The following is a 25771-nucleotide window of genomic DNA, read 5'->3' as shown; positions in this document are numbered from 1 at the left end:
CGGCGGCATCGCCATCATGTCGGCACCGCGGAGCCAGTCAGCTTTCAGGTCTGTCATCTCGGTCGATGAGGATGCGCTCCGCGGCTCCGTCGAGGTCCTCGTATTGCCCGCTCCTCAAAGCCCACAGAAACCCAGATAGCCCAAGAGCACCGAGGAACAGGGCCACAGGTATCAGATAGACGAGCGTCGTCATGACGATCGCGCCAGTGCGCCGATGGCGGACCGGTTGCCGCGCCTGCCCACCGTCTCCGGTGCGTTCGTCGCAAAGGACGCCAGGCGTAATGCATTTCCGATGACAAGCAGCGACGAGGCGGACATGGCGATTGCGGCGATCAACGGTGTGACGTGCCCCGAAATGGCGATCGGCACGGCGACGGCATTGTAGATAATCGCGATGGCGATGTTTTGCCGGATCAGTCGTCCGGCCTTGCGCGAGACGTCGAGGGCAAGGGGTACGGCCGAAAGGCTTTCGCGCAGGAACACGAAGTCCGCTGCCTTGCGGCCGACATCGGCGGCCGTGGCTGGAGCTATCGAGACGTGTGCCGCGCTTAGCGCAGGGGTGTCGTTGAGGCCGTCGCCAACCATCAGCACCTTGTGGCCGTCCTTCGCCAGCGTTTCGATATGTTCTACCTTGCCCGAAGGAAGCAGCGCCGGAACAAAGTGATGGATGCCCAACGCCGCCGCCACCTCGCCGCAGGCAGCGGCGGTGTCGCCCGACAGCATTTGCGCGGAAACCCTCGCGTTGTTTAATTGCTCGATGGCCGCTCTGGCGTCTGCACGCAACGCGTCCTCGAAGACGAAGGAAGCCACAATGATCCCATCTTTCGTCAGAACCGTTCCGCCATATCTGCTTTCGCCCCCGGTTCGGGCCTTCCACCCGGCCCATCCGCGCCTACCCAGCCGCCAGGTGCTGCCCGCGGCAGTGGCTTCGATGCCGAATCCGGGGTGCTCGCTGACAGCCTCGAGCTTTGGCTGGCCGGCGAAACCTGCAAAGTTGGCAATGGCCTTTGAAAGTGGGTGACGGGAATGCGAGGCCATATCGGCTGCGATTGCCAGCATAGTCGGGTGGATGGATGGTGCGTTGACGAGTTGGGGCTGTCCGAGCGTTAGCGTGCCGGTCTTGTCGAACACCGCGACGTCGATTGCCGCCAAGCGCTCCATGGCGGAACCGTCCTTGACCATGACGCCAGCTTCGAACAGCCGGCGCGCCGCAACAACCTGCACGATCGGTACGGCAAGGCCGAGCGCACAGGGACATGTGATGATGAGGACGGCGATGGCGATCGTCGTTGCCCGGTGCCAGTCGCCGATGGCCACCATCCAGCCGAGAAACGTCACGAAGGCGGTCAGATGGACCACCGGCGCATAGAGCGCCGAAACGCGGTCGGCGATCCGGCGATAATGCGCGCGACCGCCCTCGGCCGCTTCCATTAGTCGGACCATCTCTGCCAGGAAAGAGTCTTTTGCGGCGGCTGTCGCCTCGACCGTCAGTGGGCCCGTGAGATTTAGAATGCCTGCCTGTACGGCTTCTCCTGACGCCACGGTTCTGGGAGCGCTCTCACCGGAAACCAGCGAACAGTCGAGATCCGAGGAGCCTCGAATAATCTTGCCGTCGACCGGAATCCGCTCACCCGCCGCGATCAGCAACTGCATGCCGGGTTCTATCTCGCCAACCGGCCGGTAGTCGCGCGTGCCATCATCACGCATCACCAAGGCGCCACGCGCCGCGAGCCGTGACAGGCCGTTCACCGCGGTCCGGGCACGCTCCCGCATCACGTGATCAAGCGTGCGGCCGATCAGCAGGAAGAACAGCAGCGATACCGATGCGTCGAAGTAAGCGTGGTCGCCATGGTTGATGGTTTCGTAGAGGCTCATCGCGTAGGCGAGTGAGACCCCAACAGCAATCGGCACATCCATGTTCATGCGGCCGTGGCGCAACGCGTTCCATGCCGAGCGGAAGTAAATGCCGCCGGCGAAGGCGAGGGCAGGGATGGCAATCAGCGCCGAGATCCAATGGAACAGGTCGCGGGTCGGACCTTCAGCGCCGGACCAGACCGAGACCGAAAGCAGCATGATGTTGCCCGCCGCAAAGCCGGCAACCGCGACGGCGCGGATCAGTTCCGAAAGCGTCTTGTCTTTTTCATCAACCTCGGGCTCCAAAAGATGCGCTGGGTAGCCCAGCCGCTCAAGCGCAGCGACGAATGGCGGTGCCTCATTCCCACGCCATCGGATCGAAACCCGTTTCGTCGACAAGTTGACCCTTGCGTCTTCGAGGCGATCGAGCTTTTCGAGTGCTGTCTCGATCGTCTGTATGCAGGCGCCGCAGTGAACAGTCGGCACTGAGAGATCGGTCTGGTGAAGATCATCGCCAAGCGAGCGGCTCGCCAATTTGACTTCATGGTTCGACGGCAAGACGGGTGTGACCCTATCGAGGGCCAGCGCCATTTCAGCGCCCGGCGCGCAGCAGCTCATTGCAGCGCTCCTTGGGAAATCATGATCCGACGGACATCGCGGTAGGGTTCGGCGAGACCAGCATCGGCATCGACTTCGACGATCCAGACGCCATCTCTCGGCGTGTGCTGCGTCGCAAATTCCTGGCCTGTAGTTGAGGCCAGAGTGAGGGACTTGTCCTCCGCCTCGTAAGCGGGGTGGCGAAACAGAACCTTCACAGAATGCAGGGGAATGGGCTTGCCGGCGGCATCGCTGAGGCTGTAGCGGACCTCGCCCCATGCGATGGTGAGTTTGCTGGTCCAGCCGAGTGCGGTCTGCGCGCGCCCCTCCTCGGCCTTCTTGTTGAACTGCTGGCTCGCCACATAGGTGTTTTCAACGACAAGACCGGTCCAGCTCGTGCTGGCCAGCGTCGCCATGGTCACATTCACGCCAACAACCACGCCGAAAAAGCCGAGAATGGTAAGCAGCATATGCCTTCCGGTAAATTCGCGGGGCCTTCGCATATTGACGCTCATCTAAGGATCTCCGGTGCGTTGAACGTGGCCGTGTATTCATCGACTTCGAAACTTGCCTTGTCTTCGACCCGGAACTTGAATGTCTGCGCTTGCCCCTTGAGCTGTTCAGCCGGCTGGCGGACGAAAACCTTCAGCATCTTCAGCCGGTCTGGTTCGACGGCGATGGCAAATGAGCGATCTGCAGGCAGGTCGATCCCGACGACGTTCATTTCGGCGCGTTGTAAGCCCTGCATGGTGACGACAATCGTCCTTGGCTCGGGGATCATGTTGAGCAGCTTGACGGTGTAACCATTGCGGATCGAACCATCGGACAGCGTCACGAACTGCGGATTGCGGTCGTGCAGAACGCTGACGTCGAGCCGGTCGCGCGTCAGCAGCGAATAGAGCAGGGCAAGGCCGATCGCCGACCACGCGCCCATGTAGACGAAGGTGCGTGGCCTGAAGATTTTACGGAGATGGAAATGGGCCAACCTATCGGAGAAAGCGCCGCCGTCGGTCCGCACGAGCGACGGGTTCACCGAGCAAGAGCCGCCTGCGGTGGCTACCGCCATGTTGGCGCTGTAATCGGACAGCGTCGCATAGGAGATCAGTCCCCGCTCCTTGCCGAGCTTGTCCATGACGCCGTCGCAAGCGTCGATGCAGAGCGCGCACGTGATGCATTCGAGCTGCTGGCCGTCGCGAATGTCGATCCCCATCGGGCAGACGGCGACACAGGCATTGCAATCGACGCAGTCTCCAACCGGCTGCCCCGCGGCAAGCACCTTCTTGGCGTGGCGCGAACGCGGCTCGCCGCGCCAATCATTGTACGTTACGGTGAGCGAATTCTCGTCGAGCATGGCCGCCTGGATGCGCGGCCATGGGCACATATAGGTGCAGACTTGCTCGCGCATCAGTCCGCCGAACGTGTAGGTGGTCGCCGTCAGCACCGCGATGGTGATGTAGGCGATGGGCGCTGCGGTCCCGGTGAAGACCTCTCGAATTAAAGTTGGCGCATCGGCGAAATAGAAGATCCAGGCACCCCCCGTTGCCGCGCCTATGACCAGCCAGATAGCGTGTTTGGATGCACGCAGCACAAGCTTGCGCGCGGCCCAGGGGCCGGCATCGAGTTTCATGCGCGCGTTGCGGTCGCCCTCGATCGCGCGTTCGACCACCAGAAACAGGTCGACCCATACGGTCTGTGGGCAGGTATAGCCGCACCAGGCCCGGCCGACCGTAGAAGTGACCAGGAAAAGGCCGATGCCGGCCATGACCAGCAGTCCGGCAACATAGTAGAATTCCTGCGGCCAAATCTCGATGAAAAAGAAGTAAAAGCGGCGATTGGCGAGATCGATCAGCACAGCCTGGTCCGGGGCAAACGGCCCCCGATCCCAACGCAGCCAAGGCGTCAGGTAGTAAATGCCCAGCGTGATTGCCATCACCAGCCACTTGAAGCGACGAAAGCTGCCTGAAGCGCGCTTCGGGAAGATCTTCTTGCGTGCGGCATAGAGCGGCTGACGCGTTTTGGCCGAGTTGACCGCCTCGGCCTCAAGTCGCTCTACCTGAATGTTGTCCAGCACCAATATCTCCAGTCGCGCAGCCGATCATTTTGCCGTGCAACCGGACATCTCTGATGTGGAGCGACGTCCGGAATGCAGCGTGCTAGCCAAGCTTTGCCGCATGATGGGCCGCGCCGCGTTGATGCAAGTCAATCGCCGATGCCTCAAATACGATCGAGGCCCGGCGCAAGCCGGGCCCGTCGCTTAGCCGGCGGAGGGCCGGGAATAGAACCCCCCTCTATTCCCCACCGCCAAGCGAATGGATGTAGACGGCGAGCTCCTTGACTTTGGTGTCGCCAAGACGTTCGCCCCAGGCTGGCATCACGCCCTGTCTGGGCGCGCGAACCTGGGCAGCGATCGATGCTTCCCCGGATCCGTAAAGCCAGATGGCATCGGTCAAGTCGGGCGCGCCAAACTCCATGTTGCCTTTTGCATTTTCGCCATGACACGCCACGCAATTCTCCGCGAAGACCTTGGCACCCGGCTCGACCAGACTTTCGTCTTGAACAGGTCCCGACAGGCTGGCGACATAGGCGCTGACCTTCCTGATCTGGTCAGCTGTGATAATGTCGCCAAAGGCCGGCATTTCGGATAGGCGTGTGTCCGGGTCCGATGAAAAACGGATGCCGTGTGTGATCGTCTGCTGGATCTGCTCGGCACTTCCGCCCCACAGCCAATCGTCGTCGTTGAGATTGGGAAAGCCGCTGGACCCTTGAGCGCCGGAGCCGTGGCACTGCACGCAATTGACCTTGAACGCGGCGCCACCGGCCGCACCCGCGAATTCGCGCAGCGCATCGTCGGCGGCAATCTCCAGGACAGTTTTCGACTGTACAGCCGCAACATACTTGCCCTTGGCGATTTCCGCTGCGGCGAGCTCGTTCTTCACATCATTTCGGCTCGAATAGCCGATTACGCCTTTGGTCGCGGAGCTCAGCATCGGCCATGCTGGATAGGCGATGGTATAGCCGATCGCCCAGAGGATGGTGATGTAAAAGGTCGTGATCCACCAGCGCGGAAGCGGATTGTTGAGCTCCCGGATGCCATCCCACTCATGGCCGGTGGTTGAAATGCCCGAGACTTCATCGATATGCTCGTTGCTCATTGTCAATCGTCCTTGAGAGGTATCCGGGCGGCTTCGTCAGCTTGCCTGCGGCCGCCGGGGCGAAGCGCGAAGGCACTGCATCCGACGAAGAAAAGCGCCATGGCGAGCAGGCCCCAGCTGTCGGCAAATTCCCGCATCAGATTGTAATTCATCGATATCTTCCTCAGCGGTAGCCGGCGGCCTCATCATAGTTTTTGAAGTCGACCAGCGTGCCGAGCATCTGGAGGTAAGCGACAAGGCCATCCATTTCGGTGACCTGCTGCGGATTACCGTCGAAATCACCGAGCTTGGCCTTCGGATAGCGTGCTTCGAGGCCGGACGTGTCGACGTTGGCATCCGCTTGTGCCATGAGATCGGCATTGGCATTAGCAATCATGTCATCGGAGTAGGGGACGCCGACACGCTTGTTGGCGATAAGATGTGTCGAGAAGTCCTTCACCTCGATCGGTGTATTTTTCAGGAATGCGTAGCTTGGCATGATCGATTCCGGCACCACAGAGCGCGGGTCGGTAAGATGCTGGACGTGCCATCCATTCGAATAACGGTCGCCCACCCGCGCGAGGTCCGGTCCGGTGCGTTTCGATCCCCACTGGAACGGGTGGTCGTACATCGACTCGGCCGCCAGGCTGTAATGCCCATAGCGCTCGACTTCGTCGCGGAACGGCCTGATCATCTGGCTATGGCAGAGGTAGCAGCCCTCGCGCACATAGATGTTGCGGCCGGCGAGCTCGAGCGGCGAATAGGGCCGCATGCCTTCGACTTTCTCGATCGTATTGTCGAGATAGAAGAGCGGCGCGATCTCGACTATGCCGCCGACCGTCACCACCAGAAGGGAGCCCACGAGAAGAAGCGTGGCGTTCTTCTCGATCACGGCATGTTTGTCCATCAAGCCCATTTTCTGGCTCCTTATTCGGCAGGCTGGAGGGCGGGAACAGGATCCGGCATCGGTTGCTCCTCGCGCTGGTAGCCGAGGATCGTCATCGCGATGTTCCACGCCATGATCAGCATTCCGGCGAGATACATCGCGCCGCCCAGAGCGCGCATGACATAATAGGGATGCATGGCTGCGACGGTCTCGGCGAAGGAGTAGACCAGGAAGCCCTGCTCGTCGTATTCGCGCCACATCAGGCCCTGCATGACGCCGGAGACCCACATCACCGCGGCGTAAACGACGATCCCAAGCGTCGCCAGCCAGAAGTGCCTGTTGACGAGCCGCAGCGAATAAAGCCGGTCGCGGTTCCATAACTTCGGGACCATGAAATAGATCGCGCCGAACGAGATCATGCCAACCCATCCGAGCGCGCCCGAATGGACGTGACCGATGGTCCAGTCGGTGTAGTGCGAGAGCGAGTTGACGGCCTTGATTGACATCATCGGGCCTTCGAAGGTCGACATCCCGTAGAAGGCGATGGCCATGACCATCATACGGATGATCGGGTCGGTGCGCAGCTTGTCCCAGGCGCCCGAGAGCGTCATCAGGCCGTTTATCATGCCGCCCCACGAAGGCATCCAGAGCATGATCGAGAACACCATACCGAGCGTCTGGGCCCAGTCCGGCAGAGCGGTGTAGTGGAGGTGGTGCGGACCGGCCCAGATGTAGAGAAAGATCAAAGCCCAGAAGTGGATGATCGACAGCCTGTAGGAATAGACAGGTCGGTTGGCCTGCTTGGGCACGAAATAATACATCATGCCGAGGAAGCCGGCGGTGAGGAAGAAGCCGACGGCATTGTGGCCGTACCACCACTGCGTCAAGGCATCCTGGACGCCGGAGAAAGCTGAATAGCTCTTTGAACCCACGAACGAGACGGGCATCGATAGATTATTGATCACATGCAGCATCGCGATCGTCACGATGAAGGACAGATAGAACCAGTTGGCGACGTAGATGTGCGGTTCCCTGCGCTTCAGGATGGTGCCGAGGAACAGGACGAGGTAGGCGACCCACACAATGGTCAGCCACAGGTCCACATACCATTCGGGCTCGGCGTATTCGCGGCTCTCGGTGATTCCGAGCAGGTAGCCGGTTGCAGCCATGACGATGAACAGCTGATAGCCCCAGAATACGAACCAGGCGAGATCGCCGCCGAACAGCCGGGCACGACAGGTCCGCTGCACGACATAAAGCGACGTGCAAATGAGCGCATTGCCGCCGAAGGCAAAGACCACGCCGGAAGTATGCAAAGGCCGTAAGCGGCCGAAGTTGAACCAGGGCTCGATGTTAAGATCCGGGTAGGCAAGCTGCAGCGCGATCACCACGCCGACCAGCATTCCCACCACGCCCCAGAACATAGTGGCGATGGCACCGTAGCGGATCGGCCCATCCATATAGGCGGACGGATCGATTGCCGCGGGCGCTGCGAAGCTCGTGTTGCGAAGAAGGATGGTGATAAAGCCAAGCAGCACGATGAGCAGCACCCACATGTGCTGCCGAAAAGGTTCGTCCACACCGAAGCCGGCAGCTACCAGCGCGACAAAGGCGAAAAGGCCCAAAGCGACGATTTCTGTGCCGAACTTCATGACATGTCCCCGAGGTCGGATTCCGATGCGCGGACGCCAATCCGCATCGACACCAATTCAGCAGTCTCCCGATCGCCGCCTTGATCCATGTCAAAGCCATTTGCTTTTGGATTGGGCAGCTTTGATCTCGCAAACGGTCAGGAGGCTGTCATTGAACAGGGAGAGGGAGCGGGAATCGTCGCGGTTCGAAACAGGCCGCGACAGTTCGACATCCGGCAGAGAGGCGGTCCCAGCGGCGTTGATGAAACGCGCGCATCTGGACAAACTGCAGCTCTGTGATGTCCTGGAAAGAATCGCCGACACCTTGCCGAGTGTCGACCGCCTGAAATGCCTTGGCACAGCCAACGCGATCGTCCCGTTGTTGCGCAACATTCATCGATATGAAGAGACGATCATCTTTCCCGCCTACGAGGCTTCTGTCGCTGGCAGCGATGCCAACCTTGCCTCAGTCCGACGACTGCGCGCCGAGCATGTCGAGGACGAATGCTTTGCCGGTGAGGTGACCGAAATCCTGCTGGCGATCGGCCATGGCGAGAGGTTGCACAACCCGGAAGCCGTCGGGTTCATGCTGCGCGGGTTCTTCGAAAGCATGCGCCGGCATATCGCGTTCGAACGCGAGCATGTCTTGCCCATGATCGCGATGACCGACGAGCACTAGGCGCCTGAACGCCGCTCCAGCCGGCTCAAGTTGTCCACCCTCACGTGCCGATTGTTCTCGATCCGGATCACGCCGTCGGTCCGCAGCCTGGTCAACTGGCGGCTAACCGTCTCGATCGTCAGGCCAAGGAAGTCGGCGATGTCGGCGCGTGTCAGCGGCAGATCGAAACTCGCCGACCTAGCGGCTGGATCAATCGTGGGATCGATGTTCTTGGCGATCATCAAGAGAAAACTCGCCACTTTTTCCGAAGCGGTCTTGCGCCCCAGCGTCAGCATCCAGTCGCGTGCATGGTCGAGCTCGTTCAGCGTTTGCTTGAGCAGGCGATGCTCGAGCTCTGGTGATTCCTTCATCATCCGTTCGATAGCCGCTTTTGGAAATGAGCATAGGGAAACTGCCGTTGCGACTTCCGCGTTGATTGCGCTTTCCACCTTGAACGGCCGTCCCAGAAAGTCGGGCGCAAACTGGAGGCCGACGATCTGCTGGCGACCATCGGAAAGGCTCTTTGTCAGCTTCACCACACCCGAAAGCACGTTCGAATAGCTGTCGACGGTCTCTGCGTCGCCGATCAGTTCGAACCCTGGGTCAACGCTGTGTCTTGATGACGTCTTGGCGAGTGCGACCAACTGGTCGGGATCGAGCGCACCCCAGACACCGCGATGCCGTGCCTCACAAGACTGGCAAAGTACTGGACTGCCGGAACTGTGAACATCTTGGCGCACTGTCATCATGATTGTCCGAACATTCAAAGTACCGGCACGATAGCACCGGCGGCTGCAAATCTCTTGCGGCAGTTTGTTCGCAAAGGGCCTTGACCGAAATCAAGGCGGCGATGGGGACCTGCAGCCAGGATTCAACTTTGTAAGGATGACGGAAGGCGACATGCGACCGGAATTGGCTGCCAGACTCGGCGAGAATGTGCCCCGCTACACCAGCTATCCTACCGCGCCGCATTTTCACGCGGGCGTCGATGCCGCCGTTTGTCGTGGCTGGCTGGAGGCGCTCGAAAGTGGCGGCGGGATCTCGCTCTATCTGCACATCCCCTATTGCGATAGACTCTGCTGGTTCTGTGCGTGTCATACCAAGCAGACACGCCATTACGAACCGGTGACTGCATATCTTCGTTCGCTGCATGCGGAGATCGCGACGGTTGCGGGTTTTGTCGCCAGCAAGGGCCATGTCCGCGCCGTGCATTTCGGCGGCGGTTCGCCAACCATGCTGAAGCCCGAGGATATGGTGGCGTTGGGGACTGCCTTACGGAACAGCTTCGATTTTGTTAAGGACGCAAAAATCAGCGTCGAGATCGATCCCAACGACATGGACGAGGCGCGCCTCGATGCACTGTGCGAAATCGGCATGACCAGGGCAAGCCTCGGTGTGCAGGACTTTGACCCGAAGGTGCAGAAGGCGATCAACCGCGAGCAGAGCTTCCTGCAGACCAAGACGGTTGTCGACGGAGTTCGTTCACGCGGCGTCGGTTCCGTCAATCTGGACCTGCTCTACGGCTTGCCGCACCAGACCAGCGAGAGCAGGCGCTGACCCTGGAACCAGACAGGATGGCGCTGTTCGGCTACGCGCATGTGCCCTGGTTCAAGAAGCACCAGACGATGATCGACGAAGCGTGGCTGCCTGGCCGTGCGGAGCGGTACGCTCAATCGCAAATTGCCGCCGACCTCGTACTGAAGGCAGGGTATGAAGCGGTGGGCTTCGACCATTTCGCCAAGCCAAGCGATGCGTTGGCGCAAGCAGCCCGTACAGGCACCTTGCATCGCAATTTCCAGGGCTACACCGAGGATCGCTGCGAGACACTGATCGGGCTTGGCCCTTCATCCATCAGCCGTTTTCGCCAGGGTTACGCGCAGAACATGCCGGCGACGGCAGAGTACGGTCGCATGGTTGCAGGGGGCGGACTGGCCGCGGTCCGCGGCATCGCATTTTCCGATGATGACTGCGTCCGGGGCTGGATCATCGAGCGACTGATGTGCGATTTCGCCTTTTCGGCGATCGAACTGGTAGAGCGCTTCGGCGAGCGTGGCCAGCGGCTCCTTTTCAAGGCAAGTTCCCTGGCGATTAACGATCCGGCCCGGTTGCTGGAGCTCGATGGCGACAATTTCGTCGTCCCGGCGGAAAGTCGCCCGTTTGTTCGCAGCATCGCAGCAATGTTCGACGCTTATCTTGAGAGCGGCAAGGGCAGGCATTCGGTGGCAGTTTGAGCGCTGCCGCGGTCAGAAATGCTCGCCGGCTTTGAACGGGCCGATCCGGGTCCCCGCCGCGATCAGGTACGCGGTCGACCAGCCTATCAGCAGGAATCCATTCACCCCCTCAAGTGCCGCCAATACGCGCCATGCGTGAGCGGGTACGATGTCACCGTAGCCGACCGTCGAAAAGGTGATGGTGGAAAAGTAGAGTGCGGTTTCGAAGTCGGCGAAGATATCGAGCAACCGGTAAAGTCCGGCCCAAACCCAGACCTCCGCTGTCATCACGGCGAAGAGCCCCATGACCACGCTGATCATCGCGACTGTTCGGCTGCGGTGCCCATGCATGCGAAATCGCGCCACCAGATGTCCCATCGCGCGAGTGACTGCGATAAGGCCAAAAGTGTGAATTACTACCGTCAGGCTTATGACGATCGTACCGACGAAGAGGTTGAGAGCCATCCAAGGAAATTACGAAATTCGAAGGAAGCATTCCTTGCGCGAAGTCAATCCGGCCGGGTTTCGCCGATGCCTGCCGGTTCGCCATCGCCCGTCACAACGGGAGCGAGACGAAAGAACATCGCCAGCTTCAGGCTTGTCGCGATCCGTTCAGCGCGGTCGACGAACACCGCAGCCGTTTCCGGGGCGAAGAGTTCGACCGCCGTCTGCCGGAACAAGGCCAGCCAGACATCGAAATCGGCCTCGGTGACATCCTTGAGTTTGAGGTGCGCCGGCACCGGTCGTCCTTGGTAGTCGCCGCTCTTCAGGATAACGGAACACCAGAAATCCGTCATTTTCTCGAGATGAGGTTCCCAATCGCCGGTGATTTCGCGCGCGAAAATCGGTCCAAGACGCCTGTCCTTCCTGACCTTTGCATAGAATTCGCGGACCAATCTTCCGATCGTCGTGCGCTCGACGCCGGTATGGTCCAGCGGCCGTTCCGCGACGGGACCCGCCCGATCGGCAGAAGCTGATTTCAATGTCATCATGCACTCTTGTATGCGTCAGGAAAATGTGTTTGTGCGTCAGGAAAATCCTAGGCGCCGAAGGGCAGCCTGCACAGGGCTGGGTCGGTCGCGGACAAGCCGGAAACCCAAATTGTCAGGCGGCGTCCCGACTGCGCAACCGCCGCTTTTTCCATCCCGAATGAAGTTGGACATGTAGGTGCGGTGAAATCCCTCGACAACGTGTACGCCGCAATTGTCGATAGAACTCTCGATCCGCTTGCCATCAATCGCTATTATGGCGTGGGAATAGCATGTCGAGGTCCATTCCCAGACATTTCCCGCAATATCTGCCACGCCTTTTGAATTGGTGCCGAAGGACCCCTGAGCCCTCGGTTCCGGATCAGGTTTCCGCCCAAGCGCAGTCTCGAGCCGATACCGGGTGAGCCACCGCCGCGCCGGGTTGTTCGGGTCGCCTTCGCCCTCAATGTCACCTCGGAACTGTTCGCTGGCCGCATAAGCCCACTCGACGTCCGTTGGCAGCCGCCATGCCTGTCCCGTGCGGGCTGACAGCCAGGTCGCATAGACTTCCGCATCTATGTGGCTGACACCGGTGACCGGAATGTCGCCACTCTTGCGTGAGTCGGCGGGCTTGCAGGCGCCGTCCGCTACGCAGCGTCCGTATTCCGAAATGCTTACCTGATATTTCATGATCTCCAGCGGCGCCTCCATGGTTTGCTGCACGATGGGCGCTGCGACGGGATGGTTCCCCTTGAGGAACTCCCCAGCCTGTGGGTGCTCGAACGAGCCGGATCCCAGGACGACCAGTTCGCTCACTGCGGTCTGGTGGGGGAGGCCAAAAGGGCGCGTGTCGAGCGCATGGCTTACGCCCCAACCGATCAATGCGACGGCCGCAGTTGTTCCGAAGGTAATGACGGGGTCAAAGGACATGGTGCCAACTCCGGCCGCAAGCGCAACCCCTTTGGCTCCGCCGCGGGGTCGCACCGAGGATCGGATCTCCGCTCTACGAGGTGATAGCCCTGGGCGCTTCGACCTGCATCATCAGATCGTCGTCCCAGTTTCCCTCGACCATGAAATGCGCGGTCGCGCCGAGTTCGACTGCCTCGATCAGATTGTGGTTGACATAGGCATAGATGCCAGGCTGCAGGAACGTATACAGCGCCGCCCCTGCCGACCCGCCACGGATGAACCAGGTTTCCAGATCCTTGGCCGGTGGGTTGGCGAACTTGCCGTGTTCCCAGACAAAGTCGCCATGACCCCCGATCAGGTGCGGACGCGTGTCGCGGTTGGCCTGGGAATGAACGAGCAACATGGTTTCACCGACCCTTGCTTTCATGGCATTGTCGCCGGTCAGCGAACCAGCCCTGCCATTGAACACCACATGCGTCGGGATTAGCCCGCGCATCACCTTGAGGGTATCGTCGTAATTGTCGCCGGCGGTTTCATATTTCTTGAATTTTCCCTGCTCGTCGCTAGGGATGTAGAAGTCGTTCTCGCCGATGTAGTAGATGCGATCATACCGAACGGGGTTGCCCTTCTCGTCCTTGAGGCCGTCGCGTGGCAGCACCATCACCGCGCCGCTCATCCCCGATACGACGTGCCACGGGATCATCGCGCCGCCGGGTGCGCAGTGATAGACGAACGTTCCAGCCCGCGTGGCCTTGAAGCGCAGCGTAACCTGCTCGCCCGGATTGACCAGCGTCAGCTCGCCGCCGCCGAGCCCGCCAGTGGCAGCATGGAAATCGATATTGTGGGCGAGAGTATTGGTGTCTGGATTGATGAGGGTAAGCTCAAGATAATCGCCTTCATGCACGACCATCAGAGGGCCTGGGATCGAACCATTGTAAGTCATCGCATTGAGCTGCGTGCCGTCGGCGTCAATGACCATCGGTTTCTCCTCGATCGTCATGGTGAATTCGACGATCTTTGGACCGCCCTTGGCGACCTGATCGTGAGCATGCACGAATGGCGGCGGGACCAGCGTTATCTTTTCACGGGGCAGCCCGGCGACATCCTTGACGCTTGCCACTGCCGGCATTGCACCAATGGTGGCGACCGCGGCTGCGGTAAGAACAGAACCCAACAAAGCTTCGCGTCTCGTAAGCATTTCCATCTCCTTGGTGTCGGCCATTCGATGTCATCAGAATAGCCTCGGCTTCAGCCAAGTCTTTGCGCTAGCGCAAATCCATCGCGTCATTCAGTTTTCTGTGTTTCGGAGACTAATGTACCGACGGAAGGCATCGGCTTTGCTGCATGAAATCGGGAATCAAATAGGCCGGGCTGGACCTCCCCCTCGGTCCACCCGGCCTTCCCCCGGCCGCCGAAGCGGAGGGGATCTGCGAGATCTGAATGAAGGTCAGTTAGAAGCGGTTTTGGTCGCCTCGGCGAACAGTTCGGCGAATACCGGCTTGGCTTTCCCGACCTGCTTGACGGCTTCCGCCGCCGCCAGGTTGACGGGCTTGCCGACGACGATCAGCGCAACCATGCCCATGCCGTAATGTGGAGCGCACTTCACGCCATAGACCCCCTCCTGCGTAACGGTCACGGCAATTTCCGCGCTGGGCTTGCCCTTGAAGGCTTCAGCTCCGTCCGGAATCATGCCCTTGATGCTTTCGGCGTTGTGGGACTTGTCGGTGGGCACGAACTTGATCGTGTCTCCGGGCGCCGCCCGAACAAAGGCAGGCTGGAAGACCATTGAGCCTTTCTCTCCCTTGTTCAGCATCTGCACGACATGTTCTTCGGCATTTGCCGTACCGGCGATGGAGAGCAGGGCGATAGCGGCGGCAATCAGGGGCAGTTTCATTGGAATTCCTTTCTTGACTTCGTCACGGCACTAACCGTTGCGCTCTTCTACTGGACCGGCAGACGTGGTGATTTGCGCTGGCGCAAATTGGCGTGCGAAATATGCGTGGGAGAGCCCGTCTTGCCCGGCGAGCCGGCTCCCGCCCGCCTTCAAGCTGCGGTTCTTGACTGCCGCACTTGCAACCGTGGTCGAACCAGTATGCCGCCGAACAGGCCCGCATAGCCAACGAAGGATGCGATCCACAGTGCCGCAGAGATATGAAGGAGTACTGCCTCGGTGGGCGCGAACGCAGCTGCGATCCGAAAAATGGCCGCAAGCACGACCGCGGCAAAGATCCCACATGTGCCTGTACTTGCTCGCAGTTCACGGCCCGTGTGTCCGAGCGTGGCGCGGGTCATGACGGCCAGCGTCATACAGGCCAGCGCTCCGACGCCGAACGCATGAATGCCGGCCACCGCGGGCACTCTCTCGGGCACGAAGACAGCGAGGCCGGCAATCAGGAGGCCGATCGGCACGAAGGCGAATGCCACGTGCAGGACCAGCACCAGAGGATCGCGCAGCGTTCGGTCCCCAGCCCAACGAGCAAGCCGGACCGCATTGAGGACCGCTCCGGCGATCAGCACCGCGCCGGTGCCTGAAAGGGTAGGAAAGAAGGCCCAGGCCGCCAATCCGGCCGCAGAGAGTGCGATCGTCCCCACGTCGAACCTGCCGAACGGGACCGGCAGGCGCCCCGGTCTCTCACGCACCAGCCAGTTCCGGGTGAAGGAAGGAATGATGCGGCCGCCTATGATCATGACAAGGACGACCGCCGCGCCAAGACCGAGACGGCGGCTGGTGTCGGACATGCCTTGATAGTGCGCCTCGGCATGAAACATCATATTCGACGCCAGAAGTGCCGTCACCGGCAGCAGGACCTTGAGGTTTCGCCAGTTTCGGCCCGCGATGATTTCCGTGGCGGCAGCCGCAACGACTGCGAGAAGAAAGGCGCAGTCTATGACGGCACTGAGCAGCCAGCCTGCCTGCGCCGAAAAGAAGACGATGAATCGCCCCGCGGACCAAAGCAATACGAGGCCCAGCAGGGGAAGGCCCTGCACGGGAAGCCTTCCGGTCCAGTTCGGGATTGCGGTCAATAGGAAACCGGTCACAACGGCCGCCACATAGCCAAACAGCAACTCGTGGATATGCCAGTCCACGGGCGAGAAGCTGCTGGAGGTCTCGAGCCTGCCGTAAAACAGAGGCAGCCAGAACAGCATCGCCGCACCGCCATACAATGAGCCGATAAGAAAGAATGGCCGGAACCCGTAGGAGAGAACAGCCGGATAGGTGCTCGGCCGTGTTCGTGGAATTGCCATGACTTCCCTTCAAAGAGAAAAAACAGGTGGGCGTGATAGGCGACATGGACGGCCGCCACGTCGGTCCTTCTATCGTGACTGGGCAGACGGAATTTGCCGCAGCGCAAACGAGATTTGGAATTTCAGGGAAAGGCGGCGAATACGTGCCTCTTGCCGCACGAGGGCCGCCCATGACACATTCTATGACCGGGCTGCCCTGACCAGCGCGAACCTGGATGCATTGGGCGCAACAGCACTTGGGAGGGGACAGCGTTGGGTAGCCTCGATCGCTCGCTGATTGCCGGGCTTCCTGTCTTTGGGGGCATAGCCCCCACGGATCTCGACCGCATAATCGGCCAGGCCAGGTCGTTGAGGATTGCCAAGGACCAGCCGGTGTTCGAGCAGGAGCAGGAAGCAGATTCCTTTTTCTTGTTGCTCGACGGACATGTGCGCGTGGTGAAATCAACTCCCGATGGTCACGAGGTGACGGTGCGATACATAAGTCCGGGTGAGTTGATGGGCATCGCCCATGCGCTTGGCCTCACCACCTACCCGGCAAGTGCCATTGCCGCGGTTGATTGTATCGTTCTTGCCGGGCCGAGTCGCTTATGGCCGACATTTGCCGCCGATTTCCCCAGTTTCGGCTCCAATACGTACAAGGCCGTGGGCAGCAGGCTTCAGGACGCTCATTCGCGCGTCATCGAGATGTCCACCGAGCAGGTCGAACAGCGCGTGGCCCGTGGGCTGCTCAAGTTGGTCAAGCAGTCGGGCAAGAAGACCAACGAGGGCATCCTTATAGATTTCCCGATCTCACGTCAGGACATTGCCGAGATGACCGGCACGACGCTTCACACAGTCAGCCGGCTGCTCTCGGCATGGGAAAACCAAGGATTGGTCAAAAGCGGACGCCAGAAAGTGATGGTGGTCGAGCCTCACCGGCTCCTGGTAATTGCGGAAGGGCGTGATGAAAAAGCCTAATCCGGGTCACCCGCATTTGTCGCCGCCAGCAGGTCGCGACGGAGTTCTTCTTCACTCAGATCGTGCTCTCGTGCCGCGTCGGAAACGGTGTGAAACGAAGCAATCGGGCAGCCGACGCAAAGCATCCCGTGCTGGAGCACCACCCGGATGGTCGCCGGCGACCCGCGCATGATTTCGTCCATCGCCGCATCGTCGCTGAATTTGCGTTTCATGCCGCTTGTCCGCGTTTGGAGAGCGACATCCTGCTGCTGGTTTCAGGGATGTTCGTTGCGCTGAGGCAAACAAGAATCAGTTCGGCCTACCTCACGCCTGAACGACGCAGATCGTCGATCGCGTCAGGAATCTCTTCTCCCGCCCATTGTCGAGCGAGAACATGCCGCCGCGGCCAGGCACCACATCGATAACAAGATTCGTATGCTTCCAGGCCTCGAATTGCGAAGCCCCGATGTAGAACGGCGCGCCGTGGATGTGGCCGAGCAACACATCGTGATCGCCGATGATGAAACCGGTACGCGGATAGCACATGGGCGAAGAGCCGTCGCAGCAGCCGCCGGATTGGTGGAACAGCACCGGTCCATGCTCGGCAACGATCTCCGCGATCAGTTCGAGCGCTGCCGGCGTTGCCGTGACTTTCGCATGCATGGCTTTTCCGATTTTTTACCCTGGGGCGCGGCCCTCGCGGGGCCGCGCAGTAGACGAAAAGACGATCAGAAGAAGCCAAGCTTTTTCGGACTATAGCTGACCAGCATATTCTTGGTCTGCTGGTAGTGGTCGAGCATCATCTTGTGCGTCTCGCGACCGATGCCCGACTGCTTGTAGCCGCCGAAGGCGGCATGCGCGGGGTAGGCGTGGTAGCAATTGGTCCAGACCCGGCCGGCCTGGATCGCGCGGCCAAAGCGGTAGGCGCGGTTGCCGTCACGCGTCCAGACACCGGCGCCAAGGCCGTAGAGCGTGTCGTTGGCTATTGCCAGCGCGTCCTGATCGTCCTTGAAGGTCGTAACCGAAACCACCGGTCCGAAAATCTCCTCCTGGAAGATGCGCATCTTGTTGTTGCCCTTGAACACCGTGGGCTTGACGTAATAGCCACCCGCCAGGTCACCCGGCAAAAGGTTGCGGGTGCCGCCGGTCAACACTTCCGCGCCTTCCTGAAGGCCGATGTCGATGTACGACAGGATCTTTTCCAACTGCTCGGACGAGGCCTGGGCACCGATCATCGTCGCCGGATCGAGTGGATCGCCCTGCACGATCGCCTCGACACGCTTGAGGGCACGTTCCATAAATCGGTCGTAGATCGACTCATGGATGAGGGCGCGGCTGGGGCAGGTGCAGACTTCGCCCTGGTTCAGGGCGAACATGACAAAGCCTTCGATCGCCTTGTCGAAGAAGTCGTCGTCCTCGGCGATGACATCCTTGAAGAAGATGTTGGGCGACTTGCCGCCCAGTTCCAGCGTGACCGGGATCAGGTTTTGGCTGGCGTATTGCATGATCAGGCGGCCCGTCGTGGTCTCGCCGGTAAAGGCGATCTTGGCAATGCGCGGCGAGGAGGCGAGCGGCTTGCCGGCCTCGAGCCCGAAGCCGTTGACGATGTTGAGCACGCCTGGCGGCAACAGATCGCCGACGAGATCGGCCCACAGCAAGATGGCGGCCGGGGTCTGCTCGGCAGGCTTCAGGACCACGCAGTTTCCGGCGGCAAGTGCCGGTGCAAGTTTCCAGCAGGCCATCAGCAGCGGGAAGTTCCATGGGATAATCTGTCCGACCACGCCGAGCGGCTCATGGAAATGATAGGCGACGGTGTCGTCGTCGATCTGCGAAAGGCTGCCTTCCTGGCCTCGTAGGGCGCCGGCGAAATAGCGGAAATGGTCAATGGCGAGCGGCAGGTCGGCCGCGGTCGTTTCGCGGATCGGCTTGCCATTGTCCCAGGTTTCGGCGCACGCGAGAAGATCGAGGTTTTCCTCCATGCGGTCGGCGATGCGGTTGAGGATGAGCGACCGCTCGGCTACGCTGGTGCGCGCCCAGGTGTCTTTGGCCGCATGGGCCGCGTCAATCGCCGCCTCGATGTCATGGGCGTCCGAACGCGCCACTTCGCACAGCAGCTGACCGTTTACCGGTGAGTGGTTCTCGAAGTAGCGGCCGGAGTGGGGCTCTGCCCATTTGCCGCCGATGAAGTTGCCATAGCGCTTGTCGAACGGCGCCTTGACCGCACGTGAGAATTCTACCTTGTTCATGTTCTCCTCCCAAAGTCGACGCCGCGGGATGCGACGCTTAAGGGGAGAGACTTGCGATTTCCGCCGCCATTGTCACCGTGGCGAGGACAGTAGCCGGGCGCGGTGTGTCGCAGAATTGCGACAGTCATGTGAGTTTTCGAATGGTCAGTGGGACCTATGGACGTCCAGGCGATTGAGCTTGCGATGAAGCGTCGCGCGGCTGATCCCAAGCGCCTGCGCAGCAGCCGACACATTTCCGTCTGCTCGCGCCAGCGCCCGCTGCAGAACGCCGCGCTCCGCCTCGGCGAGAACTGCGGGGCCGCTCTCCGTCCAACCGAGCAGATCGGCCGCGGGCATCGGCTTGTCGAGACACAGCTGGGTAATTCCAAGCGCCAGGCGAGCCGACCGCGTCGCGCCGACCACAAGGTCGTCCGCATCAACCGCGATCAGCGCGCCGGAGCCCTTGTCGGCTACTGGCGCCAGAAGGATCCGCGCCTTCGGGAAGGCCATCCTGAAGTTCTCCGCCTCAATCCGACGCACCGCGTCGACCACGGCCACCGAAATGAGATTGGCGAAGGCTTCGGTCAGATCGGCCCGGCAGGAAGACACGTCAAGCGCAGCCACAAGATCTCCCCGGTGATCATAGATCGGTGCCGTGGTGCAACTCAGCCCCGTGTTGCGCGTGTGGAAGTGCTGGTCGCGATGGATTGTCAGCGCTCGCTGTTCCACCAGGCAGGTGCCGATCCCGTTGGTGCCCTGGCTTTCTTCGTTCCAGATAGAGCCGGTCCACAAGCCCCAGGAATGAAAAGTCTCGTCGTCGACGGGCGCGCCGCGCCGCTCGACCGGCACGCCGTCACGATCGGCAAGAAGCACGCAGCAGCCAACCCCGCCCACCGCGAGATAGAGACGGTCCAGGCTGGATTGGGCCGCCCGGACGAGCGGTTCAATGCGTTGCCGGGCCGCGATCAACTCCATTTCCGTCAGGTAGCGTGGGGGCCTGCAATCGGCGGGATCGAGCCGGTGCAAACTGGAAGAGCGTCGCCAAGAGGCGACCAGCGCGGACTTCGCGGCGGCGTCCGAAGCGATCGCGGCCTGAATGCGGTCGGCATGACGACCGGACAGATCCTCGCTCATGTCCATCCTCCCTTTCAGCTTCTGGAACAGCCTGCCTCAGAAGAGGCAACGTTGGCATAGCACCAGGTTCCGCCTTCAATCACCACGCTGTCAATTCGACAGAAGCACCAGAAGGCACATCCTTATGTTTCCCGTCAGTTAGTGATGTTTGGCAGATCGATAGTCATTCCTCGCCAGTGCACCTTTCGGTGTTGATGCCCCAAAGCCTACAAGTACGAATTACGAATTCATTGATCGAGGGCAAAGACGAACCACTATGTTCAGCCGCCGTACCGTGCGGAACGATGCGGGAAGGTTCTGATATTGGCCGGCCCATGAAGGCAAGGATCAGATACCTCGGCTTCATTACAGATCAGTGCTATCAAAGCATGTTCGCCCGGCACCAGTTCAAAAGGAGCCCTCACGGGCGCCGGCATGTGGCTACAAGAAGGGCAGCGACCGATATTTCTCGATCGTGAAGCTCGGCAGGGCAGCCATGAGCTTCCGAGCTGCCCAGCGGGCGGTCTCCAGATCTCCGTTCATCGCCGACCAGGGGGCGAGGTATCGATAGAAATGATGATGCCGGCAGGGGCGGCGATGACCTTACGGGCGGAAAGGCTGTGGCCATAGGTGCCCGCTCGCTTTTTCGCCGCGACACCCTTGCGTCAAATATCATTATACATTATATGCAATTGTATATTGACGTTAGGAGCAGACATGAGAATGATCCGTGTGAACGATAGGCTTTCCGTAGGTCCGCAGCCCGCACTATCTGAAATTCTGTTGCTTACTGATCAGAAGTTCGCAGGAGTGATAAACGTTCGGCCTGATTTGGAAGAGCCCGCCCAGCCCGGAAACGAAGCTGAACGAGAGGCCGCCGATCGAGCGCGCATCTCCTACAAATTCATACCTGTCACAATGCCGACCATCACAGAAGCGGACGTGCGGTCCTTCCAGGCAGCTATGGCCAATGTTGGTGGCGCGGTCTTTGCCCACTGCAAGACCGGCACCCGCGCATTGAGCCTATATGCCTTGGGCGAGGCGCTCGATGGCCGAATGTCGCCTGTCGAGATTACTGCAATGGGCCAGAATCTCGGGGTAGACCTGTCGGCAGCAAGCCGGTGGTTGGAAGGGCACAGGCGGACTCGACCGGTAGTGAAGGGGTTTTTCGACCCCCGAACATGGAGCGCGCAATATGTAGTTTCGGATCCCAGTACCCGCAAATGCGCGATTATCGACCCGGTGCTCGATTTTGATGAGAAGTCCGGGGCGACCACAACATCCAACGCCGATGCGATGCTTGATTATATTGCCGAAAAGGGACTGTCCGTTGAATGGATTCTCGATAGCCATCCTCATGCCGATCACTTTTCTGCTGCGCAGTACCTGAAGGGGAAGACCGGCGCGCCAACTGCGATAGGAGCGAGGGTCGTCGACGTCCAACGTTTGTGGCAAGGCATCTACAACCGACCTGAACTTCACACAGACGGCTCGCAGTGGGACAGGCTGTTTTCGGATGGAGACACTTTCAAGGTCGGTTCAATAGAGGCGCGCGTAATGTTCTCGCCCGGTCACACCCTAGCCTCGATCACCTATGTGATCGGTGATGCGACTTTTGTTCACGACACCATCTTCATGCCCGACAGCGGAACGGCTCGCGCTGATTTCCCTGGTGGTGACGCTCGCACGCTGTGGAGATCGATCCAGGCCATTCTGACGCTTCCAGACGAAACGCGGTTGTTTACTGGGCACGACTACCAGCCAGGCGGACGCGAACCCAAGTGGGAAAGCACGGTCGGCACTCAGAAGCGTACCAATGCACATCTGGCCGACATGACCGAAGAGGGCTTCGCCGCACTGCGTCAAGAGCGAGACCGTATGCTGCCTATGCCGAAGCTGATCCTCCATGCCTTGCAGGTCAACATCCGGGCTGGGCGTTTGCCGGAGCCGGAAGCAAACGGTAAGCGCTATCTAAAATTTCCCCTCAACGCATTGGGAGAAGTAGTGTGGTGAGCGAAATCCTTATCGATGAAACCGAAATGGAGATGTCGCTTGCCGCAATGGAATCCCGCGCCGGCGAAGTTGCAGCTCTTCTAAAGACACTGGCGCATCCAATGCGACTGATGCTCGTCTGCACCCTTGTTGAAGGAGAGCATTCGGTTAGCCAATTGGAAGATGAGCTCAACATCCATCAACCAAACCTATCCCAGCAGCTGACAGTGTTGCGGGACGCCAAAATTGTGGAAACCCGGCGCGACGGAAAACAGATCTTCTACCGGTTGACCGCCGAGAAGGCTGCTCAATTGGTTTCGGCGCTCTACACGATCTTCTGTTCGGACGGTCCGTCATGACCTCTTATCTTCCTTCGCTTTTGGGCGGGGCTCTGATCGGGCTTTCGTCTATGATGCTCTTGATCCTGAACGGTAGAATTGCCGGCATCAGCGGGATTGTTGGCGGGTTGCTCCAAGGCAACAATAGGTGGACAAACGCTGCCTTCGTCGTCGGGTTGCTGCTTGGCCCGGTCGGTTATTTCCTAACTTTTCATCATTGGCCGACCGCGACCATCACTGCGTCACTGCCGCTGGTTATGATAGCTGGTTTTCTGGTCGGTTTCGGATCCCGCATGGGTTCGGGTTGCACCAGTGGTCACGGAATAATGGGGCTGGCGCGGCTATCGCCGCGGTCAATTGTCGCCGTTGTGACGTTCCTTCTGAGCGGCGCTCTAGCCGTCGCGCTTCTCCACGGAGCAGTCTTGTGAGACACGCTAAATTACAGGTCATGGCGGCCCTGGCCGCGGGCACCATCTTTGGCTACGGTCTGGCGTTGTCGGGTATGCTTGATCCTGTCCGTGTACAGGGCTTTCTCGACGTCTCTGGCGCGTGGGATCCGAGCCTCGCATTCGTGTTGGGCGGCGCCGTTGCAGTTGCAACGGGAGGCACAGCCTGGATGGGGCAGATGTCACGACCATTTCTGGCGGAGACCTTCCATTTGCCTGTCAGTTCGCGGATTGACGCCCCCCTGGTTCTAGGTTCGGCGATTTTCGGCCTTGGATGGGGACTGGGCGGGTTCTGTCCTGGCCCTGCGGTAGCTTCGTTGTCTCTGGGATTATCGCCGGTACTTTTCGTAGCCTTAATGCTGGCGGGGATGGTTGCTCATGACCGCTGCTTTGTCCGAAGAGCATCATGACAGGTACTTTGTTTTCTGCTGTGGGCTCAGGGAGTCTGGTGGGCTTCACTCTTGGTATGGTCGGAGGCGGCGGATCGATCCTTGCCACGCCGCTCCTGCTCTATGTTGTCGGTGTCGCTCAGCCGCATATTGCCATCGGCACGGGCGCCCTGGCGGTGGCCGCCAACGCATTGGCGAACTTTGGAGGCCATGCCCTCAAGGGGCACGTCTGGTGGCGTTGTGCTATCGTATTTGCAGGACTGGGCTCGGTTGGGGCGCTCGCAGGTTCGACCTTGGGAAAGTCAATCGACGGGACGCATCTGCTTTTCTTTTTTGGGCTGCTTATGCTTGTGGTCGGCGCACTGATGCTTCGCCCGCGGCGCCGTTCTTCGACAGCAGGCCGACCTGTCGATGCCAAGATGTGTGCGATGACTGCTGCAGTCGCCGCCGTCGCCGGTGCGGCCTCTGGCTTCTTCGGAATTGGCGGCGGCTTCCTCATCGTTCCCGGATTGATCCTGGCGACCGGAATGCCGACGATCAATGCAATCGGCACGTCTTTGCTTGCCGTCGCAGCTTTCGGCCTCGCGACGGCCTTCAACTACGCCCTGTCGGGAATGGTCGACTGGCAACTGGCCGCAGAATTTATTGGAGGCGGCATTGGCGGCGGGTTGATCGGCATGTTTGTGGCGACACGCCTCGCTTCGTACAAGAACATGCTCAATCGGATCTTTGCCGTACTTGTAATTGTCGTCGCGGGCTATGTTCTCCACAGGAGTGTCGGTCAACTGGCAGGCGGATAGTTTAGAGTTGCAGCTTGATAGATTCGCCGATCGGAGGTGAGGTTTTTTCGCCTCGTGCGTTCATCACCCGGTCTTTGCTAGTAATGTATGCCCTGCAGCATGAGCCCAGAGACCAAGTAGTCTGTGATCACGGCCGTCACTGTCCGACGCGCCGCGTCCCGAACGGTCCCCAAATGACATTGGCTGGTGCCGATACTGATCGCCTCCGCCACCTGGCTTTCGTTCGGCGAGTATTCCTACGGGCCTTTCGGGAAGCGACAGTATGATCCTGCCGGAACATGAACGACGGGCAGCCGTGCAGACAGAACTGGCCAATCACCCTATCCGTCGAATTGTGGCTCCTCGTCGGCCTACGCATCGAACGAAGCGACCGCTGCGAGCTGGCCTCGACCCCGGCAGCGCGTCGAGCGGGACTTCAGGCAGCGCCGGCCATTTCCCCGGGCAGTTCGCCTCCGCGGACATTGACCTGCAGCGCATGCAAAATGAGCTTTGGCATCGGCAATGTCCTGTCGCGGGCCTCTCGAAGCTTGATGAAGTCCTGCTGCGATTGGCCGGCGACATGCGCATTTTTTGCTTTTTGTTGTTCCACTGAGCTCTCCCACAGTGACCCGCGCCCGCCCGGCGTTGCTGGCCGTCGAGCAAGCCCTCGGCCGCAGCTTGCGCCAGGGTTCGGAGTCGTCGTTTACATGAGCCCGCAGATCCTTTGCAGACACGCCCGATGCTCGTCGTCAGTTGTTTGCAGGCCGTACTGCGCGGTGAATTCCCCCGACCTCGATGCTTTAGAATTCCGAGGAGGTTCCGCTCAGGTCCGCACCCTCAGCGCCCGCTCCAGCCTGTCGGCAATCTGTGTGACGATATAGGCAATCACCATGTAGATCACGACGGCAATGACGAAGGCTTCGAGGTAGTAGTAGTTCAGCGCGGCGGTCAACTGGGACTGGGCGAAGATATCGACAACCTCGATGGCGAATCCGAGCGAAAGCGCCTTCATGATGACCATCATCGAGGTTGTCAGGTCGGGAATTGCCGTGAGGGCCACCTGGGGAAATAGGATACGTCGGAACAGTTGGCCGCCCGTATAGCCCAGCGAATGGGCTGCGTCCGACTGACCGGTATCGAAGGCGTTGAGGGCTCCTTTGATGATCTCCGCTTGGAACGCCGCAACACAACCGGTGACTGCAATGACAAGGATTACCCAATTGGGCGTTTCGTGGGCGTTGAAGTTGATCCCGAGCAACGAGAGCAGGAACTGGAGTGCCGGGGGCAGACCGAAATAGGCGAGGAAAATCACGATCACCATCGGAACGCCCTTGAAGACGACCTTATAGGCCATGATGAGCTCTCGCAGCACGGGGATCCGCCTATATTCGACGAGCGCAAAAAGGCTGCCGACGATCGTGGACAGGATGAAAATCGTGAAAGCCATGCCGAGCGTCACGGGT

General features: G+C 60.1%; 27 protein-coding genes and 2 pseudogenes. 8 read left to right on the top strand and 21 right to left on the bottom strand.

The features are described from left to right. Window positions 1-37: 37 nt before the first annotated feature. The 8 genes from ccoS to ccoN form a co-directional block, all read right to left on the bottom strand. Window positions 38-193, bottom strand: coding sequence for a cbb3-type cytochrome oxidase assembly protein CcoS (gene ccoS, locus NKH70_RS24820; RefSeq protein ID WP_292656569.1), 156 nt, complete (start codon window positions 191-193; stop codon window positions 38-40). Then, entirely contained in the window at window positions 190-2472 is a 2283-nt protein-coding gene (locus NKH70_RS24815) for a cation-translocating P-type ATPase (RefSeq protein ID WP_352464061.1), read from the bottom strand. The genes ccoS and NKH70_RS24815 overlap by 4 nt, the downstream gene beginning before the upstream one ends. Then, on the bottom strand, window positions 2469-2966 hold the full coding sequence (locus tag NKH70_RS24810; RefSeq protein ID WP_352464062.1) for a FixH family protein: 498 nt from the start codon (window positions 2964-2966) through the stop codon (window positions 2469-2471). Before NKH70_RS24810 ends, NKH70_RS24815 begins: the two co-directional genes overlap by 4 nt. Next, the gene (gene ccoG / locus NKH70_RS24805) at window positions 2963-4522 is read right to left on the bottom strand and encodes a cytochrome c oxidase accessory protein CcoG (protein ID WP_352719798.1); all 1560 of its coding nucleotides are present in this window, start codon (window positions 4520-4522) and stop codon (window positions 2963-2965) included. Before ccoG ends, NKH70_RS24810 begins: the two co-directional genes overlap by 4 nt. A 217-nt stretch (window positions 4523-4739) precedes the next feature. Then, entirely contained in the window at window positions 4740-5603 is an 864-nt protein-coding gene (gene ccoP, locus NKH70_RS24800) for a cytochrome-c oxidase, cbb3-type subunit III (protein ID WP_352719796.1), read from the bottom strand. Window positions 5604-5605: 2 nt separating this feature from the next. Then, on the bottom strand, window positions 5606-5755 hold the full coding sequence (locus NKH70_RS24795) for a cbb3-type cytochrome c oxidase subunit 3 (RefSeq protein ID WP_352719794.1): 150 nt from the start codon (window positions 5753-5755) through the stop codon (window positions 5606-5608). 11 nt (window positions 5756-5766) lie between these two features. Beyond that, the gene (ccoO, locus tag NKH70_RS24790) at window positions 5767-6498 is read right to left on the bottom strand and encodes a cytochrome-c oxidase, cbb3-type subunit II (protein ID WP_353026263.1); all 732 of its coding nucleotides are present in this window, start codon (window positions 6496-6498) and stop codon (window positions 5767-5769) included. Between the two features lie 11 nt (window positions 6499-6509). Continuing rightward, window positions 6510-8120, bottom strand: coding sequence for a cytochrome-c oxidase, cbb3-type subunit I (ccoN, locus tag NKH70_RS24785; protein ID WP_352719792.1), 1611 nt, complete (start codon window positions 8118-8120; stop codon window positions 6510-6512). A gap of 241 nt (window positions 8121-8361) precedes the next feature. On the opposite strand from ccoN, the gene NKH70_RS35850 reads away from it, so the two are divergent. Further along, window positions 8362-8778, top strand: coding sequence for a hemerythrin domain-containing protein (locus NKH70_RS35850; protein WP_502908396.1), 417 nt, complete (start codon window positions 8362-8364; stop codon window positions 8776-8778). On the opposite strand, the gene NKH70_RS24775 is transcribed toward NKH70_RS35850, so the two are convergent. Further along, complete coding sequence (locus NKH70_RS24775; protein WP_353026261.1) at window positions 8775-9503, bottom strand: Crp/Fnr family transcriptional regulator; 729 nt, start codon at window positions 9501-9503, stop codon at window positions 8775-8777. The genes NKH70_RS35850 and NKH70_RS24775 overlap by 4 nt on opposite strands. A 154-nt stretch (window positions 9504-9657) precedes the next feature. Here NKH70_RS24775 and hemN point away from each other — a divergent pair. Beyond that, window positions 9658-10988: pseudogene (gene hemN, locus NKH70_RS24770) on the top strand (oxygen-independent coproporphyrinogen III oxidase). A 12-nt stretch (window positions 10989-11000) separates the two neighbouring features. Here hemN and NKH70_RS24765 read toward each other — a convergent pair. The 6 genes from NKH70_RS24765 to NKH70_RS24740 all read right to left on the bottom strand — a co-directional run bounded on the left by NKH70_RS24765 (window position 11001) and on the right by NKH70_RS24740 (window position 16090). Beyond that, the gene (locus tag NKH70_RS24765; RefSeq protein ID WP_352719783.1) at window positions 11001-11432 is read right to left on the bottom strand and encodes a potassium channel family protein; all 432 of its coding nucleotides are present in this window, start codon (window positions 11430-11432) and stop codon (window positions 11001-11003) included. Between the two features lie 44 nt (window positions 11433-11476). Further along, window positions 11477-11956, bottom strand: a complete 480-nt coding sequence (locus tag NKH70_RS24760) for a group III truncated hemoglobin (protein WP_352719781.1) — start codon at window positions 11954-11956, stop codon at window positions 11477-11479. Between the two features lie 39 nt (window positions 11957-11995). Further along, a complete protein-coding gene (locus NKH70_RS24755; protein WP_352719778.1) occupies window positions 11996-12865 on the bottom strand; it encodes an SUMF1/EgtB/PvdO family nonheme iron enzyme in 870 nt (289 codons plus the stop codon). Window positions 12866-12938: 73 nt separating this feature from the next. Further along, the gene (nirK, locus tag NKH70_RS24750) at window positions 12939-14042 is read right to left on the bottom strand and encodes a copper-containing nitrite reductase (protein ID WP_352719776.1); all 1104 of its coding nucleotides are present in this window, start codon (window positions 14040-14042) and stop codon (window positions 12939-12941) included. Between the two features lie 249 nt (window positions 14043-14291). Then, window positions 14292-14738, bottom strand: a complete 447-nt coding sequence (locus NKH70_RS24745) for a pseudoazurin (RefSeq protein WP_352719774.1) — start codon at window positions 14736-14738, stop codon at window positions 14292-14294. A gap of 149 nt (window positions 14739-14887) precedes the next feature. Beyond that, window positions 14888-16090 (bottom strand): NnrS family protein, encoded by a 1203-nt coding sequence (locus NKH70_RS24740; RefSeq protein WP_352719772.1) that lies wholly within the window; start codon window positions 16088-16090, stop codon window positions 14888-14890. A gap of 252 nt (window positions 16091-16342) precedes the next feature. On the opposite strand from NKH70_RS24740, the gene NKH70_RS24735 reads away from it, so the two are divergent. Continuing rightward, a complete protein-coding gene (locus NKH70_RS24735) occupies window positions 16343-17047 on the top strand; it encodes a Crp/Fnr family transcriptional regulator (protein WP_352719770.1) in 705 nt (234 codons plus the stop codon). On the opposite strand, the gene NKH70_RS24730 is transcribed toward NKH70_RS24735, so the two are convergent. From NKH70_RS24730 to NKH70_RS24715, 4 genes are all read right to left on the bottom strand, one after another. Next, a complete protein-coding gene (locus NKH70_RS24730) occupies window positions 17044-17259 on the bottom strand; it encodes a DUF1858 domain-containing protein (protein ID WP_352719768.1) in 216 nt (71 codons plus the stop codon). The two genes, NKH70_RS24735 and NKH70_RS24730, sit on opposite strands and share 4 nt — an antisense overlap. A 91-nt stretch (window positions 17260-17350) precedes the next feature. Beyond that, a complete protein-coding gene (locus tag NKH70_RS24725) occupies window positions 17351-17689 on the bottom strand; it encodes a DUF779 domain-containing protein (protein ID WP_352719766.1) in 339 nt (112 codons plus the stop codon). 65 nt (window positions 17690-17754) lie between these two features. Then, a complete protein-coding gene (adh, locus tag NKH70_RS24720; RefSeq protein WP_352719764.1) occupies window positions 17755-19272 on the bottom strand; it encodes an aldehyde dehydrogenase in 1518 nt (505 codons plus the stop codon). A 144-nt stretch (window positions 19273-19416) separates the two neighbouring features. After that, window positions 19417-20385 carry a helix-turn-helix domain-containing protein gene (locus tag NKH70_RS24715; RefSeq protein WP_352464088.1) on the bottom strand — a complete coding sequence of 323 codons (969 nt, stop codon included), beginning with the start codon at window positions 20383-20385 and terminating at the stop codon, window positions 19417-19419. A gap of 696 nt (window positions 20386-21081) precedes the next feature. Between NKH70_RS24715 and blh the strand changes: the two genes are divergently transcribed. The 5 genes from blh to NKH70_RS24690 are packed head-to-tail and all read left to right on the top strand — an operon-like array spanning window position 21082 to window position 24329. After that, on the top strand, window positions 21082-22377 hold the full coding sequence (gene blh, locus NKH70_RS24710; RefSeq protein WP_352719762.1) for a bifunctional sulfur transferase/dioxygenase Blh: 1296 nt from the start codon (window positions 21082-21084) through the stop codon (window positions 22375-22377). A gap of 26 nt (window positions 22378-22403) precedes the next feature. After that, on the top strand, window positions 22404-22715 hold the full coding sequence (gene bigR / locus NKH70_RS24705; protein ID WP_352719939.1) for a sulfite-sensing transcriptional repressor BigR: 312 nt from the start codon (window positions 22404-22406) through the stop codon (window positions 22713-22715). Further along, window positions 22712-23122 (top strand): YeeE/YedE family protein, encoded by a 411-nt coding sequence (locus NKH70_RS24700; protein WP_352464092.1) that lies wholly within the window; start codon window positions 22712-22714, stop codon window positions 23120-23122. The genes bigR and NKH70_RS24700 overlap by 4 nt, the downstream gene beginning before the upstream one ends. Window positions 23123-23142: 20 nt before the next feature. Continuing rightward, the gene (locus NKH70_RS24695; RefSeq protein ID WP_352516579.1) at window positions 23143-23550 is read left to right on the top strand and encodes a DUF6691 family protein; all 408 of its coding nucleotides are present in this window, start codon (window positions 23143-23145) and stop codon (window positions 23548-23550) included. After that, entirely contained in the window at window positions 23547-24329 is a 783-nt protein-coding gene (locus NKH70_RS24690; RefSeq protein WP_352464093.1) for a sulfite exporter TauE/SafE family protein, read from the top strand. The genes NKH70_RS24695 and NKH70_RS24690 overlap by 4 nt, the downstream gene beginning before the upstream one ends. Window positions 24330-24644: 315 nt before the next feature. On the opposite strand, the pseudogene NKH70_RS24685 reads toward NKH70_RS24690, so the two are convergent. Further along, a pseudogene (locus NKH70_RS24685) lies at window positions 24645-24951 on the bottom strand (hypothetical protein); the annotation flags it as partial. A 180-nt stretch (window positions 24952-25131) separates the two neighbouring features. Then, the coding region (locus tag NKH70_RS24680) for an amino acid ABC transporter permease (protein ID WP_353026259.1) at window positions 25132-25771 on the bottom strand (640 nt) is incomplete at its 5' end.

The organism is Mesorhizobium sp. M0991 (assembly GCF_040318915.1).
In the GTDB taxonomy this organism is placed as follows: domain Bacteria; phylum Pseudomonadota; class Alphaproteobacteria; order Rhizobiales; family Rhizobiaceae; genus Mesorhizobium.
The sequence above is the reverse complement of the archived record's forward strand: the minus strand, read 5'-3'. Positions and strand labels throughout refer to the sequence as shown.

Bases quoted from the DNA above. Each gene is read 5' to 3' on its own strand.
- ccoS (WP_292656569.1), bottom strand. From the start codon at position 193: ATGACGACGCTCGTCTATCTGATACCTGTGGCCCTGTTCCTCGGTGCT.
- NKH70_RS24815 (WP_352464061.1), bottom strand. From the start codon at position 2,472: ATGAGCTGCTGCGCGCCGGGCGCTGAAATGGCGCTGGCCCTCGATAGG.
- NKH70_RS24810 (WP_352464062.1), bottom strand. From the start codon at position 2,966: ATGAGCGTCAATATGCGAAGGCCCCGCGAATTTACCGGAAGGCATATG.
- ccoP (WP_352719796.1), bottom strand. From the start codon at position 5,603: ATGAGCAACGAGCATATCGATGAAGTCTCGGGCATTTCAACCACCGGC.
- NKH70_RS24795 (WP_352719794.1), bottom strand. From the start codon at position 5,755: ATGAATTACAATCTGATGCGGGAATTTGCCGACAGCTGGGGCCTGCTC.
- ccoO (WP_353026263.1), bottom strand. From the start codon at position 6,498: ATGGGCTTGATGGACAAACATGCCGTGATCGAGAAGAACGCCACGCTT.
- ccoN (WP_352719792.1), bottom strand. From the start codon at position 8,120: ATGAAGTTCGGCACAGAAATCGTCGCTTTGGGCCTTTTCGCCTTTGTC.
- NKH70_RS35850 (WP_502908396.1), top strand. From the start codon at position 8,362: ATGAAACGCGCGCATCTGGACAAACTGCAGCTCTGTGATGTCCTGGAA.
- NKH70_RS24775 (WP_353026261.1), bottom strand. From the start codon at position 9,503: ATGACAGTGCGCCAAGATGTTCACAGTTCCGGCAGTCCAGTACTTTGC.
- NKH70_RS24765 (WP_352719783.1), bottom strand. From the start codon at position 11,432: ATGGCTCTCAACCTCTTCGTCGGTACGATCGTCATAAGCCTGACGGTA.
- NKH70_RS24760 (WP_352719781.1), bottom strand. From the start codon at position 11,956: ATGACATTGAAATCAGCTTCTGCCGATCGGGCGGGTCCCGTCGCGGAA.
- NKH70_RS24755 (WP_352719778.1), bottom strand. From the start codon at position 12,865: ATGTCCTTTGACCCCGTCATTACCTTCGGAACAACTGCGGCCGTCGCA.
- nirK (WP_352719776.1), bottom strand. From the start codon at position 14,042: ATGCTTACGAGACGCGAAGCTTTGTTGGGTTCTGTTCTTACCGCAGCC.
- NKH70_RS24745 (WP_352719774.1), bottom strand. From the start codon at position 14,738: ATGAAACTGCCCCTGATTGCCGCCGCTATCGCCCTGCTCTCCATCGCC.
- NKH70_RS24740 (WP_352719772.1), bottom strand. From the start codon at position 16,090: ATGGCAATTCCACGAACACGGCCGAGCACCTATCCGGCTGTTCTCTCC.
- NKH70_RS24730 (WP_352719768.1), bottom strand. From the start codon at position 17,259: ATGAAACGCAAATTCAGCGACGATGCGGCGATGGACGAAATCATGCGC.
- NKH70_RS24725 (WP_352719766.1), bottom strand. From the start codon at position 17,689: ATGCATGCGAAAGTCACGGCAACGCCGGCAGCGCTCGAACTGATCGCG.
- adh (WP_352719764.1), bottom strand. From the start codon at position 19,272: ATGAACAAGGTAGAATTCTCACGTGCGGTCAAGGCGCCGTTCGACAAG.
- NKH70_RS24715 (WP_352464088.1), bottom strand. From the start codon at position 20,385: ATGAGCGAGGATCTGTCCGGTCGTCATGCCGACCGCATTCAGGCCGCG.
- blh (WP_352719762.1), top strand. From the start codon at position 21,082: ATGAGAATGATCCGTGTGAACGATAGGCTTTCCGTAGGTCCGCAGCCC.
- bigR (WP_352719939.1), top strand. From the start codon at position 22,404: ATGGAGATGTCGCTTGCCGCAATGGAATCCCGCGCCGGCGAAGTTGCA.
- NKH70_RS24700 (WP_352464092.1), top strand. From the start codon at position 22,712: ATGACCTCTTATCTTCCTTCGCTTTTGGGCGGGGCTCTGATCGGGCTT.
- NKH70_RS24695 (WP_352516579.1), top strand. From the start codon at position 23,143: ATGGCGGCCCTGGCCGCGGGCACCATCTTTGGCTACGGTCTGGCGTTG.
- NKH70_RS24690 (WP_352464093.1), top strand. From the start codon at position 23,547: ATGACAGGTACTTTGTTTTCTGCTGTGGGCTCAGGGAGTCTGGTGGGC.